We start from the raw sequence: 16,454 nt of genomic DNA on the forward strand, positions 1-16,454 counted from the left end.
AACCCGCTATAGCTGGCTAGTTCTTGTGCACCTTCGCGGTCACGCCGTCGATGACATCGTGGCCTTCGACCGGCTCGGTGACCACGTCGAAGGAGGTCGCCAGGGTCTCGGCCGCGATGTGCTCGGCGTGGCGCGTTGCCCACTCCTCCTTCTCGGACGGGACCGCGAGGGTGACCGAGATCCGGTCGGAGACCTCGAAGCCCTCGCGCTTACGGGCGTCCTGCAGGCCGCGGATCACGTCGGCAGCCCAGCCCTCTGCTTCGAGCTCCTCGGTGACCTCGGTGTCCAGCACAACCAGGCCGACGATGCCGCCGTCGGCGTCGACGCGCGCGGTGCTGTCCGGGTCTTCTGCAACCAGGCGCTCAGTGTAGAGCTCCGGGGTGAGCACGATGTCGCCGTCAACCACCACGTCATCGCCGCGGCGCTCGTAATTGCCTGCCTTGACGTTCTTGATCGCGCGCTGCACGTCGCGGCCCAGCTTCGGACCTGCGACCTTCGCGTTGACGACGACCTCGAAGGAACCGGCCGAGTCGACGTCGTCGGTCAACTCGATGTCCTTGACGTTGACCTCGTCGCGGATCACGGCTGCGAAGTCCGACAGGTCGCCCGCGTTCGGCAGTGCGACAGTCAGCTTCGGCAGCGGCAGGCGGTTGCGCAGCTTGCGAGCCTTGCGCACCGAGGAGGCTGCCGAGCAGACCTCACGGGTGGCGTCCATGGTGGCGACCAGCTGTGCGTCCGCCGGGATCTCCTCCGCCTTCGGGTAGTCCGTCAGGTGGACGGAGCGCTTGCCGGTCAGGCCGCGCCAGATCACCTCGGAGATGTACGGCAAAAGCGGCGCTGTGACGCGGGTGAGAATCTCCAGCACCGTGTACAGGGTGTTGAAGGCCTCCGGGTGCGCCTCCTGGCCCTCCCAGAAGCGGTCGCGGGAACGGCGCACGTACCAGTTGGTCAGGGTGTCGGCGAAGCGGCGGACCTCGTCGCAGACATCCGCGATGCGAGTATCGGCCAGCGCGGCGTCGACAGCCGCGACCAGATCGTGCGTCTTCGCCAGGATGTAGCGGTCCAGCACGTCGGTGGAATCCACCGACCAGGTGGCCTCGTGCGAGCTGTAGAGCTGCAGGAAGGTGTACGCGTTCCAGATCGGCAGCAGCGCCTGGCGCACGCCATCGCGGATGCCTTGCTCGGTGACGATCAGGTTGCCGCCACGCAGGATCGGGCTAGACATGAGGAACCAGCGCATCGCGTCCGAGCCGTCGCGGTCGAAGACCTCGTTGACGTCCGGGTAGTTGCCCTTGGACTTGGACATCTTCAGACCGTCATTGCCCAACACGATGCCGTGGGCGACGACCTTCTTAAACGCCGGGCGGTCAAACAGCGCGGTGGCCAGCACGTGCTGCACGTAGAACCAGCCGCGGGACTGCCCGGAGTACTCCACGATGAAGTCCGCGGGCTGACGGGCGTCGTGCTCTTCGACGTTCTCAAACGGGTAGTGGTACTGCGCGAACGGCATCGAGCCGGACTCGAACCAGCAGTCCAACACGTCCGGCACGCGGCGCATCATGGACTTACCCGTCGGGTCGTCCGGGTTGGGGCGCACTAGCTCGTCGATGTGCGGGCGGTGCAGCGATTCCGGGCGGCGACCGAAGTCGCGCTCCAGCTCGTCCAGCGAGCCGTAGACGTCAACGCGCGGGTACTCCGGGTTATCGGAGACCCAGGCGGGTACCGGGGAGCCCCAGTAGCGGGTACGCGAGATGTTCCAGTCGCGGGCACCCTCGAGCCACTTGCCAAACTGGCCGTCGCGGATGTGCGAGGGGATCCAGTCGATCTGCTGGTTCAGCTCCACCATGCGGTCGCGGAAGTCGGTGACCTTGACAAACCAGGCCGGCAGCGCCATGTAGATCAGCGGCTCGCCGGAGCGCCAGGAGTGCGGGTAGGAGTGCACGATCGTCTGGTCGCGCACCACGCGGCCAGCGGCCTTGAGGTCGCGGATGATGTCGCGGTTGGCGTCGAAAACCAGCTTGCCGGCGTACTCGGGCACCTGGCTGGTGAACTTGCCATCCGCATCGACCGGGATGACCAGGTCGATGTCGTACTTTTCGGTGGTGAGCATATCGTCCTCACCAAAGGCGGGTGCCTGGTGGACCACACCGGTGCCGTCCTCGGTGGTGACGTAGTCCGCCAGCAGGATCATAAACGCGTTCTTCGTGTCCTGGAAGTGCTCGAAGACCGGCTGGTACTCCAGGCCCTCCAGCTGCGCGCCTGCGAAGGTGGCAACGACCTCCGGGTCCGTGCCCAGCTCCTTGGCGTAGGCGCCCATCAGGTCAGTGGCCAGCAGGAGCTTCTTGCCGACGAAGCCCTCGACGCCGTCCTCCGCAACGCGGACCAGCGAGTACTCCACCTCCGGGTGCACCGCCAGCGCAAGGTTCGACGGCAGGGTCCAGGGGGTGGTGGTCCAGGCGATCGCGGCGGCGTCGTGAAGCTCTGGGTGCTCCTCCCACGTCTTCGCAGCGGCGAATCCCTCGCGCCCACCGGTAAACGGAAGGGTCACCGTCACGGTGGGGTCCTGGCGCTCGCGGTAGGAATCGTCCAGGCGGGTCTCCTGGTTCGACAGCGGGGTGTGCTCCGCCCACGAGTACGGCAACACGCGGAAGCCCTGGTAGATCAGGCCCTTGTCGTAGAGCTCCTTGAACGCCCACATGACGGACTCCATGTACTCCGGGTCCATCGTCTTGTAGCCGTTTTCAAAATCCACCCAGCGGGCCTGGCGGGTGACGTAGGCCTCCCACTCGTCGGCGTAGTGCATGACGGACTTGGCGCAGTACTCGTTGAAGCGCTCGAGGCCCATGTCCTCGATCTCCGCCTTGTCTTTGATGCCCAGCTGCTTCTCCGCCTCCAGCTCGGCGGGCAGGCCGTGGCAGTCCCAGCCGAACACGCGCGGCACGTAGTAGCCGGCCTGCGTGCGGTAGCGCGGCACAATGTCCTTGACGTAGCCGGTCAGCAGGTGCCCGTAGTGCGGCAGGCCGTTGGCGAACGGCGGGCCGTCATTGAACACGTACTCTTCCGCGTCCTTGCGGTTGTCCAGCGACGCCTGGAACGTGTCATCCTCGTTCCAATAGTCCAGCACGACGCGTTCCATATCCGGGAAACGGCTGCTGCCACCAGTCATGTCTACCTTGGGGTAGACGCCGCCAACCTCGGTCATATGCATCCTCCACACACTGCTCGTGCAGGGACGCAGGCTCACCTGCGCGGTACCACCCTGCTTGGAGCTGGCCTTCTGCCCGCTCCCGCTTCATTTGTGGTGAAGGAAGTAACGTCTTCCCCTTTAGGCTGAAACGTCCGGTTCTACTTGCCGCATGCGGGGTTCTTCCGGAAACGCTCCCCGGTGATGGCCGGATCAACGCGTGCGCTATTCAAAGTGCCCCGCCAGTATAACCCACAGCCGCAACACAACAACGCCCCGCCACCTCCTGCGCGCAAAACGCAGGTGGTGGCGGGGCGTGAAACCTGTGAGGTGTTACTTGTTGCCAGCGTCGCCGCTCGGGGCGGAGGTGCCGCGGGTCTCCAGCTCCTCCAGCTGGGACTGCAGCAGCGTCTTCAGGCGAGTGCGGTACTCGCGCTCGAAGGTACGCAGCTCGGCAATACGGTTCTCCAGCGCGGTCTGCTGCTGCTTCACCGTGTTCATGATCTCGGTGTGTTTGCGCTCCGCGTCGGACTGCAGCTTCTGCGCCTGCTCCTCGGCCTGGCGGATCTGCGCCTCGGCGCGGGAGTTGGCCTCGTTGGTGGTCTCCTCGGCCTTGCGCTGCGCCTCGGACACCAGCTGCTGGGCGCGGGCTTCCGCGGAGCTCGTGGTCTCCGTCGCCTTCTTCTTCGCCTCTTCCAGCTGGGTGCGGGAACGGGTCTCGGCGTCTGCCAGCTGCTTCTTCGCCTTGCTGTCCGCGTCAGACAGCTGGCGCTCCGCAGCACCACGCGCCTCGTCCAGCATGGAGCGGGCCTCAGCCTGTGCGTCGTTGGTCAGGCGATCCGCCATCTCCTGTGCCAGGCCAAGCACCTTGGCTGCCTGCACGTGGGTGTCAGCGGATGCGGCCTCTGCGGCCGGGGCTGCGGCAGCGCTTGCCGCAACAGTGGAGCCCTGCGACTGCTCCGCAGCCTTCTGCGCCTCAGCGACGCGCTTGTCTGCGTCCTGGGAAGCGGCCTCTGCCTGCTTGCGGGCCTTCTCTGCCTCGCTCTTGGCGGTGCGTGCCTCGGCCTCAGCCTTGTCCACGGACTGCTTCGCCTCGCGCAGCCTCTGCTCGTACTCAGCGCGCAGCTCCTGCTCGACCTGCTTGCGCACGGCCGCCTCATCAGCGCCGGAGGAAGCAACCGGTGCCGCTGCTGCCGGAGCGGCGGAGCCGGAAGAGAGCTCGTCTACGCGGGCGCGGAGATCATCGTTCTCGTCCTGCAGTTGCGCCAGCGTATCCTCGACGAGGTCCAGGAACTGGTCAACCTCATCCTCGTTGTAGCCACGCTTGCCAATCGGCGGCTTACTGAATGCGACATTGTGCACGTCTGCTGGAGTCAGCGGCATGGGCGTTCCCTTCGAAGTCAGTGACGTACCCGAACCTCGGGCACAAGATTGCTCCCCACGTTACGGGAAAGTAATCCGTGTTTCTAATAATTTGTAACGCTTTTACTGGACGATTCTAGCCGATACAGCGAAGCTCGCCATGTCCGGCCAAATCTATTTATACACACCTAGGCACTTCACAGGGGCGAACGCACCACCAAAACCCCCAAAAAGATATGAAAAAAGCCCCTCGCCATTTGAGGGGCTCAATTTCGCTTTTCGACGCCTACGACAACATCGTTCGCGCGATAATCATCTGAATAATCATCAGCGCAATAAAGAGCACGATCACACTGACGTCAATGCCAATGCCGTTGCCCGCGCGCAGCGGCGGGATCAGACGGCGCACTGCCTTGACCGGCGGGTCCGTGAGCCGGAAGCAGAATTCGCCCGCCACCATAAACCAGTGCGGCGGGGTGAATCGCCGGGAGAAAGACTCGATCATCTCGATGATCAGGCGAATGATCAGAACGAGGGAATAGAGTCCCACGAGTGCGTAGAGTATTGCTCCTAAAAGTGCCACGCAGCTACCTTAACCTACCTGTTAGATCAGGTGCGCTTCGCGCTGCAGCTCGCGCACCGTCACGTCCGCGCCCTGCGGCACGATGGCGAACACGCGGCGGTCAACGTCCAGACCGCGAGAGAGGTTGTGCATCTGGCCGAACAGCGCCATGCACATACCGGAGGCGAAGTCGATGTAGGCCTTCGCGTCCAGCTTCTTCATGTTGGTCAGGTCCATGATGACGATGTCGCCGTTGCGGAAGGGCTCGCCGACCTGCTTCGCGTCCCGGTAGGAGTGCAAAAGGGGCACGACCACGCTCGGGTTCGGGCGGGCTGCCGGTGCCTGTGCGTAGTCGGCGGCGCGCGCAGAGGAGTAACGCTCGCCGCGGGCGTCGTGGCGGGCGCGATTGTGCTCGCCGCGGGTGGCACGCTCGTCCACGTCGTTGTCGTACTCGTCGTCGTAGTACGCGTCGTTCTCGTAGGGGCCGAAGCCGAGGAACTCGCGCGCGCTTTCAAAGATGGACATGAGTCGTGCTCCTTTAAACAGGGGTGTACAAGTGCTGGTTATGCTGCCGTAGAGGTCAACCGCAAGTACTGCCATTTCCCCTGCTCCCGGTGCATGAATACCTGGAACAAGAGAATACAGAGCATGTAATTTACGGGTTCGCGCCTAGCCTACGGGGCGCGGTCCGCACACCGCGGTTCCGACACGCACCACATCGGAGCCGTGTGCAATCGCCAGCTCAAAATCGCCGGACATGCCAGCCGAAAAACGCAGAGGTCGGCCCAGCTGCGCGGCAAGGCGGTCGGTGTGCTCGCGAACCTCGGCGAATACGGCAGCCGGGTCGGCGTCGAGTGGCGGGACCACCATGAGGCCGTCGAGCACGAGGTGGGTGGCCTGCTCGGTGGCGTCGACAAGCGCATTAAGCTCATCGAGCGAAACCCCGCCGCGGCTGGTATCGCCATCGGCCGAGACCTGGATGAGACACGGCAGGCGGTCGCTGACCCGGTCCCCGCGCTCGAGCGCGAGCGCCATCCCGCGGTCGAGGCCGTTCGCGAGCTTCACCGAGTCGAGCGAGTGCACCTCGGCAGCCCAGCGGGCCACGGCGTTGGCCTTCTTCGACTGGATCTGGCCGATCATGGCGATGCCGCAATCGACGCCGTCAGCGGTGAGCGTCTCGGCCTTTGCGCGGGCCTCCTGCTCGCGGTTCTCCCCCACCAGGCGCACCCCGTTCTCGGCGAGCGCGCGGATGACGGCGACGTCGTGGAACTTCGTCACCGGTAGCAGCTGCGCGCTGCCCGGCTCGCGCCCGGCCGCGGCTAACGCGGCCTCGATGCGCGCGTTCACGGCCGCGAGGTTCTCCCGCAGCTGGGCGGTGGTCAGTTCCGTCATTTATTTTGCTCCCGTCAACCAGATCACGCCCGCCTGGCGGCCAGTGGTGCCCTCGCGGCGGTGCGAGAAGAACGTGTCGTCAGTAATGGTGTCGCGTGGATCCGCGTCAATGTGGGTCACGCCGACCGACATGAGCTGGCGCACGATACCGGCCCGGATATCCAGGCCCGGGGTGCCCTTCGCGGTGGTGGTGGCCGAGCCGGGCAGGTGCGCTTCGACGTCCGCGGCCATTTCGGCGGGCACCTCGTAAGACTCGCCTGCCGCGGCGGGACCAAGCAGCGCCTGGATGTTCGCCGGGCTCGCGCCGAGTTCCACCATCTTCTCCACCGCGCGCTTGACGATCCCGTTGCGCGCGCCCATCCGGCCGGCATGGACCGCGCCGATCACGCCCGCGGCGTGGTCAGACAGCAGCACCGGCGTGCAGTCGGCCACCAGTACGCACAAGGCGAGGCCCACCTGGGTGGTCACCAGCGCGTCGGTGGCGGGCACCGGTTCCACCTGTGGCCCGTCGACGACGGTCACGGTGTTGGTATGCAGCTGCTCCATCCACACGAAGCTGTCTGCGGGGAGCCCCAGGATCTCGGCGAGGCGCTCGCGGTTAGCGCGTACCGCCGCAGGGTCGTCGCCGACGTGCTCGGCCAGGTTGAAAGAGTCGTACGGGGACGCCGAAGCCCCGCCCGCACGGGAGGTAAACACCATGCGGACGGGGCGCAAAGCAAGATTTTCCATGCCCCTCAGGCTAGCGCGTCTGCCTAGCGGAGGAAGTCAGGCACGTCGATATCGAAGTCGTCGTCGCCGCCATCACGCTCGTCGCGGCGGTCGTCGCGGCGCTCCTCCTGGCGCCCGAAGTTCGATCGCTCCGTGCTGGCAGCGCTGGTGAACAGGCCGCCGCGCTGCGAGTCGTAGCTGTGGCGCGGGGCGCGCTCCTGAAGCGGCGCACGCTCCTCGCGCGGCGCAGGCGCGGGCTCGCGCTCGGGGGCGGGGGCGGGCGCGGACGGCTGGGACGCGCGGTCGTCGAAAAGCGAGGCGCGCGGCGCGGGCTCAACCTGCGCCTGCTCGGTGGCCTGCGCGGCGTCCGGGCGCACGTTGGCGGCCTCGTCGAAACCGGTCGCGATGATGGTGACGCGGACCTCGTCGCCCAGGTTGTCGTCGATGATCGTGCCGAAGATGATGTTGGCATCCTCGTCGGCCTTCTCCTGCACGATGGAGGCGGCGGTGTTGACCTCCATAATGCCCAGGTCGGAGCCACCGGCGACTGAGAGCAGCACGCCCTTCGCGCCCTCCATGGTGGCCTCGAGCAGCGGCGAATTTATGGCCTGCTCGGTCGCCGACATCACGCGGCCTTCGCCGCTGGCGGAGCCCACGCCCATCAGCGCGGAGCCGGCATCGGCCATGACGGAGCGCACGTCGGCGAAGTCGACGTTGATCACGCCCGGGATGGTGATCAGGTTGGTAATGCCCTGGACACCGTTATAGAGCACCTCGTCGGCGGCGCGGAAGGCGTCCATCATGGACAGCTCCGCATCCCCCAGCTGCAGCAGGCGGTCGTTCGGGATGACGATGACGGTGTCGCAGACCTGCTTGAGCTGCTCGATGCCCTCGAGCGCCTGCCGGGTGCGGCGCTTGCCCTCGAAGGTGAACGGACGGGTGACCACGCCGATGGTCAGCGCGCCCATCTTCTTCGCGATGCCCGCGACGACCGGGGCCGCACCAGTACCGGTGCCGCCGCCCTCGCCTGCGGTGACGAAGACCATGTCGGAGCCCTTGAGCGATTCCTCAATCTCCTGCTTGTGATCCTCAGCAGAGGTTCGGCCTACCTCGGGGTTCGCACCCGCGCCGAGGCCGCGGGTGGCCTCGCGGCCGATATCGAGCTTGGTGTCGGCATCAGTAAACAGCAGCGCCTGGGAATCGGTGTTGATGGCGACGAATTCGACGCCCTTCAACCCTTCTTCAATCATGCGGTTGACGGCGTTTACGCCACCGCCGCCGACACCGACGACGCGGATCATGGCGAGGTAGTTCGCGGGAGAGGTCATGATGTGAGGTCTCGCCTTTCAGAGAGTCAAGTGGTTTAAGTCAGTAACGCCATCCATCATGAATGACACGCGCGAAATTTTTGTGTTCTCCCCCGGCGTGTCACTACCCTCAACCTCTACTTTAGACTTTTGACCTGGGCTTTTAGCGAGTAGTGACCAGCTCCGGGTTCGAAATATTGAACTCGGTGCCCTCCATCTGCAGCACCGACTCCAGCGCGAGCGCCTTGTTCGCGTTGTCCTCCGCCGCGCCCCAGACCACAGTGCGCCCCTCGCGCAGCCGCAGCACGTACTCATAGGGGCCGCGCGCGTCCAGCGCCTCGACTTGACCGCGCGCCTTTTCGCTTATCGACGCCGCGATCTCCACCGCAGCCCGCTTCCCCTCCTCATCCTCAATCCCAGGACCGACGAGCTCCATCGCGCCCGGCGGCGGGTCCGCCACCAGGAAGTCCTTGCCCTCGGCATCGATCAGGTGCGCGCCATCCTCAAGCGCCACAAACGCGACCGCGGTGTACTCCTCCACGTCCACCTGGATGGAGCTCGGCCAATCGCGCTTGACCGTCGCCGACTTCACCCACGGGTTCGCCGCCACGCCCTCGGCTGCGGCTCGCACATCGACGCGCCCCATCGGCGTCTCCGGCACAATCCCGGTCAGCTCCTCGACCTGCTCCGGCGTGAGCGCCGCGTTGCCGTCCACGTTCACGCCGTGCACAGGCATCATCGGCGTAAACGGCATCGCCGCGGCAATACCCGCCAGCACCAGCAGCGACACGCCGACCGAGGCGATCGTGCGCCGCCGCGTGCGCTTGCGCTCCTCCGGGTCGGGCTCGGGCTCGGGTGCTTCTCGACGCTCCGCCGCCGGTTCAGGCTCGGGGGCCGGCTCCGGTGCAGGCTCGGGTTCTTCGGGCTCCTCTGGCTCTTCGGATACTTCGGGTTCCGGCTCCGGCTCTGGCTCGACGGGCTCTTCCTCGATGTCTGGCTCGGTTTCCGGCTCTGCCTTTTCGGTTTCCGGTTCGGTGTCCGGATCAGTGTCCGGTTCGGGCTCCTGCTCCGGCGTATCCTTCGGGGTCTCGTCGTCTGGGTTGCCAATGACCGTGGACATCTTATGCCTCCGGCTGCTCGCGCAGCTGCGCCAGGATCTCCGGGGCGAGCAGGGTGACCGTGCCCGCACCCATGGTGAGTACGAGGTCGCCCGGCTTGGTCACCGCGGCGACCGTCCGCGGCGCGGCGGAGAAGTCTGGCTCGAGGCGTACCACGGTGTCCTCGTCGATGCGGTCGGTGATGATGCGCGAGGTCACGCCCTCGACGGGGGTTTCGCGGGCGCCGTAGATATCGAGGATGACGCAGGCGTCGGCAAGCGAAAGGGCCCGGGCGAACTCCTCGGCGAACGCCTCGGTGCGGGAGAAGAGGTGCGGCTGGAAGCACACCACGACGCGGGCGCCGTTGCCCTCGGAGACCACCTTGTCGCGGGCGGCGGTGAGCACGGCGGCGACCTCAGTCGGGTGGTGCGCGTAGTCGTCGTAGACGCGCACGCCTTCGAAGGGGCCGGATTCGACCTGGCCGGTGAACTCGAAGCGGCGGCGCACGCCGGTGAAATCGCTCAGGCCGTCGGCCAGCTTCGCCGGGTCGCCGCCGACGAGTGCGCCGGCGAGCGTCGCGGCGGCGGAGTTGAGCACCATGTGGCGCCCCGGCACGGTGAGACGGTAGTGCACCTCTTGTGGGTCCTGATCGGGCAGGCGCAGCTCGACGGTGGTGTTGACGTAGGAACCGTCCGGCTCCTCGCCGGTGATCACGGCGCCCGCTGGGATCTCCGGGTGGTGGGCGGCGGCCTCTGCGGTGCCATAGCCGAGCACGTGCACACCGCGCTCGATGGCGCGCGCGCCGCAGCGAGCCGCGAGCTCATCGTCCAGGCAGACCACGAGGTGGCCGCCAGGCTGGACGCGGTCGGCGAAGTCGTCGAAGACCTTGAAGTAGGCCTCGTGGGTGCCGAAGAAGTCCAGGTGGTCCGGCTCGATGTTGGTGATCACGGCGACATTCGGCTTGTAACGCAGCAGCGAGGCATCCGACTCGTCGGCTTCGGCCACGAAGACTTTGTCTGCGCCGTGATGGGCGTTCGTGCCCGCGCGGTTGAGCTGTCCGCCGATGGCGAAGGAGGGGTCCACGCCCGCGGCCTGCAAGGCGACGACCGCCATCGAGGTGGTCGACGTCTTGCCGTGGGTGCCGGCGAGCAAGAGCTGGGTGTAGCCCTCCATGAGCTCACCAAGCAGGTCCGAGCGGCGGATGACCGGGATGCCAGCCTCGGCGGCCGCGACCAACTCGGGGTTGTCCTTCGGGATGGCCGCGAAGCTGGTCACCACCACGGTCGGCAGCTGGCCGGAGAGTACGAGGTTCTCCTTCGCGTGCCCGACGGCAACCTTCGCGCCCTGCATGCGCAGCGCGCGCACCGGTCGGGAATCCTTCACGTCCGAGCCGGTGACCACCGCGCCGCGGTCGAGCAGGATGTGGGCGACGCCCGACATGCCGGAGCCGCCGATGCCGATGAGGTGGACACGCGAGAGGTCAATGGTCTGCGTCATGATTGTGCTCCTTGCTCCAAGGCGGTGAATCTACTTCTGGTGGCTGCGGGCGGCTGCGGTGACCACGCGGCGGGCCAGTTCCTCGGCGACGTTGCCTGCGCCCGAGGTCGCCAGCGCGTCGCGCATCTTTGCGTAGCGCGCCTCGTCGCCCAAAATGGCGGTGACTTCGGCGGCAAGCGTATCGGGGGTCAGTTGCGCGTCGTCGATGCGCACGGCCGCACCCGTGGCCACGAGGTGGGCGGAGTTTAAGCCCTGCTCCCCGTTGCCGTGCGGCAGCGGCACGTAAATGGCGGGCAGGCCTGCCGAGGAATTCTCCGCGACCGTCATCGCGCCCGAACGGCACACCACGAGGTCGGCCACGGCGTAGGCGGCCTCCATGTCGTCGATATACGGCACTGCGGTGTAGCCGTCGTGCGGCGTGGGGGCGTCGTTTTTGCGCCCGTATGCGTGCAGGACCTGGAACCCGGCCGCGGTGATCGGCTCGACCGCACCAGCGAGCGCAGTATTAATGCTCACCGCGCCCTGCGAGCCGCCGGTCACCAGTACCGTCTTTGTGGCCGGGTCGAGGTTCCACATCTTGTGGCCGCGCTCAGCCTTCGCCCCGTCCGGGTCCACGCCCACGCCGGGTCGCACCGGGATGCCGACGACATCGCCGGCCATGCCAGAGTTCGGCACCGCGTTAAGACCCACGCCGCCAAGGCGTACGCCCAGCTTGTTCGCCATGCCAGCCAGCGCGTTGGTCTCCAGCACGAAAAACGGCAAGCCGAGCTGCTTCGCCGCCAGGTAAGCGGGCGCGGCGACGTAGCCGCCGGTGCCGAAGACTACGTCCGCGTTCGCCTCACGCATCGCGTCTTTCGCCTGGCGCACCGCACGCCGCAGGCGCGTCGGAACTTTCAGCAGCTGCAGCGGCTTCTTGCGCGGGATCGGCACTGGGTCGATCAGCGCAAGCTCGAAGCCGCGGGCCGGGACGATCGTGGTCTCCAGCCCACGCTCGGTGCCAAGTGCGACGACGTGCGCGCCATACGTATCGCGCAGCACCTCCCCGACGGCAAGCGCCGGCTCGATATGCCCGGCGGTGCCGCCACCAGCGAGAACGACAGACAGCTGTTCGGGTGTCTCACTCATGATCTGTTATGCCTTTCTAGCCCGCGCGGCGGTTGCGCGGTTCATCGTAGCGCGGCCGCTGGCGCGAGCGGGGGGAGCTTGCTTGTTTGCGCCCCGCTGTCCGGTCCGGGCGCGCCACCCGCGCATGCCCCGGCGTGCGCCCCACCTGACGAGTGCGCTCGCCGCGCGCGGTGACCGGGGTACCGAAGCGTGCTTCACGTTCAGAGGCGTGCACCACCCGGCGTCCCCGCATGACGCGCTGCTTGTGCGGGCGGCGCTCCGGCTGGGGTGCGGCGGCTGCGCGCGCCCGGCGTTCCGGCTGCGCGGCGACGGCCGGCTGCGGCTCCGGGATGCGGAAGACGCGGTCGAAGCGCGGGCGGCCGTAGTTCTGCATCGCCGAGACCGCGTCGGGTTCGTGGCGCGCGATCGAGGCGAGCACGCCCATCGCGCCGAAGGTCACCACCGCAGAGGAGCCACCGGCGGAAATCATGGGCAGCTGGATGCCGGTCACCGGCAGCAGGCCAACGACGTAGCTGATGTTGATCAGCGCCTGCACCACCACCGCGGCAGTCAGGGAGGCCGCGATCATGCGCTGCTCCTGGGTCGCCGCGCGGCGCGCCGCTCGCAGGCCGAAGTAACCGAGCGCAGCGAACAGGCCGATGACCAACGCGCCGCCCCACAGGCCGAGTTCCTCGCCGATGATGGCGAAGATGAAGTCATTCTTCGCCTCGGGAAGGTAGAACCACTTGGCGCGGGACTGGCCGAGTCCGACGCCGAAGAGGCCGCCGTCGGCAAGCGATAAGAAGCCCTGGTGGGACTGGAAGGCGATGCCGCGGGTGTCGTCGAACTTGCCGAAGAGCGCGTCGAAGTAGACGTGGAAGCGGTCGGAACGGAAGCTGCCGCTGAGGAAGGTGAACAGCAGCAGCCCGACGCCGATGAGCCCAAAGCTGAGCAACACGGTGCGCGTCACGCCAGCGAAGAACATGATCAGGCCCATGATCAGCGCAAAAGACAGGGCCATGCCCATATCCTTCTGGGCGGCGATCAGGAGGAAGCCCCCGATTCCCACGAGGTAGAAGGCCGCGCCGCTGTCCCACTTGAAGCGGATCCCCTTGCGGGCGACCTCTTGCGCGCCCCAGATAGCGAAAGTCAGACGCGCGATCTCCGAGGGCTGCACGCGCAACGGACCCAGCGCCAGCCAGGACTGCGAACCGACCTCATCCCCGCCCGTACCGAACGGCAGCACGAGGACAAGCAGGACGTAGGAGACAAGCAGCATGACCGCGCTGATGCTGCGCAGCCACCGCAGCGGCATCTGCAGCGCCGCGAGGAAGGCCACCAGGCCCATCACCACCATGAGCCCCTGGCGGGCGGCGGTCTTCCAGGGCGACGCCGCCTCGAAGTACGACATCGCCATCGACGAGGACAGCACCATCACCAGGCCGAGCCCGGCGAGCACGAACACGACGCTGCGGATCATCGTGTAGTCGATCAGCGGGCGCGCGTCGAGGAAGTCCTCAACCCGGCGCGAGGCCGCCCCCAGCCGGGACACCGGCCGCTGCGCACGGTCGTTGCGCCGTGCCGTTCGTGCGGCTGGGTGTCCGTCGCGGGTGACCGTCATGGCCTCATCCTTTCGCCAAAGGCTGAACAAAAAGTATCAAGTACCACTTGAGAGTACACGGTGCGTCGCGCCACAAGGCGCGGCCCGCCTCCGTGTCTCCTGTCAATCCGATGGGCACGCGCGCAGCGCCGCCGCGCGGAAGGCCTCCCCGCGCGCGGCCATGCCCGGGTACATGTCCAAGCTCGCCGCCGCCGGGGCGAGCAGCACCGTGTCGCCAGGCTGCGCCTGCGCGGCCGCGTAGTCGCAGACCTGCTGCATCGCGCGCTGCGGGTCCATCTCGTCCGTGACAAAGACGGGTACCTGCGGGGCAAGGCGCGCGCACGCCTCGCGGATCAGCTCCCGGTCCTGACCAAGCAGCGCGACGGCGCGCAGCTGCCCGGCGTGCTCGCGCACGAGTTCGTCGACACTCGCCCCCTTAAGCTGGCCGCCGGCGATCCACACGACTGCCCCTTCGCTGCCTGCGAGCGCGGAGTGCGCGGCGTGCGGGTTCGTCGCCTTCGAGTTATCCACCCAGTTCACGCCCTGCGCCGTATGCACGAGCGCGCCGCGGTGGTCCGCCACCTGGTACGAGGCAAGCCCCGCCTGAATCTGCGCGGGCGTGGCGCCCTGGGTCAGCGCGACAGCCGTTGCCGCCAGCGCGTCGAGCACGCCCGCCGCACCGGGTGGTTGGATGCCTTTGGCGGAGGCGACGTCGAGAAGCTCACCGCCGAGGCGAGCCACGATCCGTCCCTGTTCGACGCCGACCTCACCCTCACGCGGTGCGGCCCGGGTAAAACCGATGATGTCTTGATAGGCCGCGGCGAGCTCGCGCACGTGCGCATCGTCGATGCCGGCCACCGCGAATCGTGCGCGCAGCACTTTGCTTTTCGACGCCGCGTAGCCCGCAAACGACCCATGCCAATCAAGATGATCATCAGCCAGGTTGAGCAGCACGCCCGCATCGGGCACAAGCTGGCTCGACCAGTACAGCTGGAAGCTGGACAGCTCCGCGACCAGCACGTCGACGCGGGGCTCGGCCACGAGCGCATCCGCGACCGCAAGCCCGATGTTGCCGCAAGCCTGCGCCCGCTTCCCCGTGGCTTGACCTACCTGCGCCATGATCGCGGCGAGCATGCCGGTGGTGGTGGTCTTGCCGTTCGTACCGGTGACCACCAGCCAGTCGCGCGGGTGGCCGAAGATGCCGGCGCGGTCGAGGCGGAAGCACAGCTCCACGTCGCCGATGACCTCGAGCCCGGCCGCGGCGGCTGCGACGAGCAGTGGCGTGTCCGGCCGCCAGCCTGGCGAGGTCACCACGGTGGCGAACTCGCCGAGGCGCGCGGCGGCCTCTGCGGTCGTGAGCGTGGGAGAGCCGGTCGTTTCGTGGAGTGTGGTGCGGCCGGTGGCGTTGTCGTCGGCAACCGCGTGCGCGACGCCGAGCTGAGTGAGCAGCTTCGCCGCGCCCATACCGGACACGCCCGCGCCGGTGACCAGGACGGGTTCGGCGACCGGGATGTGTGTGGCCATTAGAGGCTCACCCCGTTTTGCGTGAGCCACTCGCCGTAGAACAGGGCTAGACCGAGGGCGACCGACATGGCGGCGATGATCCAGAAGCGGACCACCACCGAGGTCTCGGCCCAGCCGCCGTTTTCAAAGTGGTGGTGGAAGGGTGCCATGCGGAACACGCGCTTGCCAGTGGCCTTAAAGGAGGCAACCTGGATGACCACGGAGGCGGCCTCGATGACGAAGAGCGCGCCAACGACCACCATGAGCAGCTCGGTGCGCGAGGTCACCGACAGCCCGGCGACCAGGCCGCCGAGCGCGAGCGAACCGGTATCGCCCATGAAGATCTTCGCCGGCGCCGCGTTCCACCACAGAAAACCGATGCAGGCGCCGAAGCCGGCGGCGGCCAGGATCGCCAAGTCGAGCGGGTCGCGCACCGAATAGCAGCCCGGGGTGGCCTCCAGCGAGCAGGAGTTGCGGAACTGCCAGAACGTAATGGTGACGTAGGCCGACATGACCAGCGCGGTGGTGCCCGCAGCCAGGCCGTCGAGGCCGTCGGTGAGGTTGACCGCGTTCGACCACGCGGCCAACAGGACGTAGATGAAGACGAGGAAGACGATTGTGCCGATGATGCCCCCGCCAACCGCGATGTCGAGAGTGTCGATATCGCGCACAAAGCTCAGCGCGGTCGAGCCGGGGGTCAGCCCGTTATCATCCGGGAACTGCAGCACCAGGATGCCGAAGGCCAACGCGATCGCCAGCTGCGCGACAAGCTTGGCGGTCTTGTTCAGGCCGAGGTTGCGCTTCATGAAGAGTTTGATGCCGTCGTCGGCAAAGCCAACCAGCCCGAGCGCCAAAGTCAGGCCAAGCACGATCAGGCCCGTGGCCGTGAACGCCTCGTGGCCGGTCACCAGCGCGATCACCGAGCTCGCGATGTAGCTCACCGTGATCGCCACCAAGATGGCAATACCGCCCATCGTGGGCGTACCGCGCTTGCGCGCGTGGGACTGCGGACCATCCTCGCGAATCTCCTGCCCCATCTCCCGCCGGTGGAAGTACCGGATGAGCACGGGGGTGGTAAAGATTGCGACGAGGAAGCTGATAATCCCTGCGCTGATGACTTGAATCATGACACTGCTTC

13 protein-coding genes are annotated in these 16,454 nt (G+C 67.0%); all 13 read right to left on the reverse strand.

Going from position 1 to position 16,454, the window contains the following annotated elements; translation table 11 throughout:
• Window positions 1-16: 16 nt before the first annotated feature.
• The 13 genes from ileS to mraY all read right to left on the reverse strand — a co-directional run bounded on the left by ileS (window position 17) and on the right by mraY (window position 16,443).
• Entirely contained in the window at window positions 17-3,202 is a 3,186-nt protein-coding gene (gene ileS / locus HMPREF2550_RS09100) for an isoleucine--tRNA ligase (protein WP_070790766.1), read from the reverse strand.
• A gap of 315 nt (window positions 3,203-3,517) precedes the next feature.
• Window positions 3,518-4,567, reverse strand: a complete 1,050-nt coding sequence (locus tag HMPREF2550_RS09105) for a DivIVA domain-containing protein (protein WP_070790767.1) — start codon at window positions 4,565-4,567, stop codon at window positions 3,518-3,520.
• A gap of 265 nt (window positions 4,568-4,832) precedes the next feature.
• Window positions 4,833-5,129: a YggT family protein gene (locus tag HMPREF2550_RS09110; RefSeq protein ID WP_070790768.1), complete on the reverse strand. Its 297-nt coding sequence runs from the start codon at window positions 5,127-5,129 to the stop codon at window positions 4,833-4,835.
• A gap of 21 nt (window positions 5,130-5,150) precedes the next feature.
• Entirely contained in the window at window positions 5,151-5,633 is a 483-nt protein-coding gene (sepF, locus tag HMPREF2550_RS09115; protein WP_038591464.1) for a cell division protein SepF, read from the reverse strand.
• 144 nt (window positions 5,634-5,777) lie between these two features.
• On the reverse strand, window positions 5,778-6,500 hold the full coding sequence (locus tag HMPREF2550_RS09120; RefSeq protein WP_070790769.1) for a YggS family pyridoxal phosphate-dependent enzyme: 723 nt from the start codon (window positions 6,498-6,500) through the stop codon (window positions 5,778-5,780).
• Window positions 6,501-7,229, reverse strand: a complete 729-nt coding sequence (gene pgeF, locus HMPREF2550_RS09125) for a peptidoglycan editing factor PgeF (protein ID WP_070790770.1) — start codon at window positions 7,227-7,229, stop codon at window positions 6,501-6,503.
• Between the two features lie 23 nt (window positions 7,230-7,252).
• Window positions 7,253-8,536 carry a cell division protein FtsZ gene (gene ftsZ, locus HMPREF2550_RS09130; protein ID WP_070790771.1) on the reverse strand — a complete coding sequence of 428 codons (1,284 nt, stop codon included), beginning with the start codon at window positions 8,534-8,536 and terminating at the stop codon, window positions 7,253-7,255.
• A 142-nt stretch (window positions 8,537-8,678) separates the two neighbouring features.
• A complete protein-coding gene (locus tag HMPREF2550_RS12490; RefSeq protein ID WP_246819793.1) occupies window positions 8,679-9,635 on the reverse strand; it encodes a cell division protein FtsQ/DivIB in 957 nt (318 codons plus the stop codon).
• Window position 9,636: 1 nt separating this feature from the next.
• A complete protein-coding gene (gene murC / locus HMPREF2550_RS09140; protein ID WP_070790772.1) occupies window positions 9,637-11,109 on the reverse strand; it encodes a UDP-N-acetylmuramate--L-alanine ligase in 1,473 nt (490 codons plus the stop codon).
• A gap of 30 nt (window positions 11,110-11,139) precedes the next feature.
• Window positions 11,140-12,234, reverse strand: coding sequence for a UDP-N-acetylglucosamine--N-acetylmuramyl-(pentapeptide) pyrophosphoryl-undecaprenol N-acetylglucosamine transferase (locus tag HMPREF2550_RS09145; RefSeq protein WP_070790773.1), 1,095 nt, complete (start codon window positions 12,232-12,234; stop codon window positions 11,140-11,142).
• 16 nt (window positions 12,235-12,250) lie between these two features.
• Window positions 12,251-13,834, reverse strand: coding sequence for an FtsW/RodA/SpoVE family cell cycle protein (locus HMPREF2550_RS09150; RefSeq protein WP_070790774.1), 1,584 nt, complete (start codon window positions 13,832-13,834; stop codon window positions 12,251-12,253).
• A gap of 102 nt (window positions 13,835-13,936) precedes the next feature.
• Entirely contained in the window at window positions 13,937-15,337 is a 1,401-nt protein-coding gene (gene murD / locus HMPREF2550_RS09155) for a UDP-N-acetylmuramoyl-L-alanine--D-glutamate ligase (protein WP_070790775.1), read from the reverse strand.
• The gene (gene mraY, locus HMPREF2550_RS09160; RefSeq protein WP_070763477.1) at window positions 15,337-16,443 is read right to left on the reverse strand and encodes a phospho-N-acetylmuramoyl-pentapeptide-transferase; all 1,107 of its coding nucleotides are present in this window, start codon (window positions 16,441-16,443) and stop codon (window positions 15,337-15,339) included. The genes murD and mraY overlap by 1 nt, the downstream gene beginning before the upstream one ends.
• Window positions 16,444-16,454: the final 11 nt, after the last annotated feature.

Origin of the sequence: Corynebacterium sp. HMSC074A01 (genome assembly GCF_001831515.1) — a bacterium.
Lineage (GTDB): Bacteria > Actinomycetota > Actinomycetes > Mycobacteriales > Mycobacteriaceae > Corynebacterium.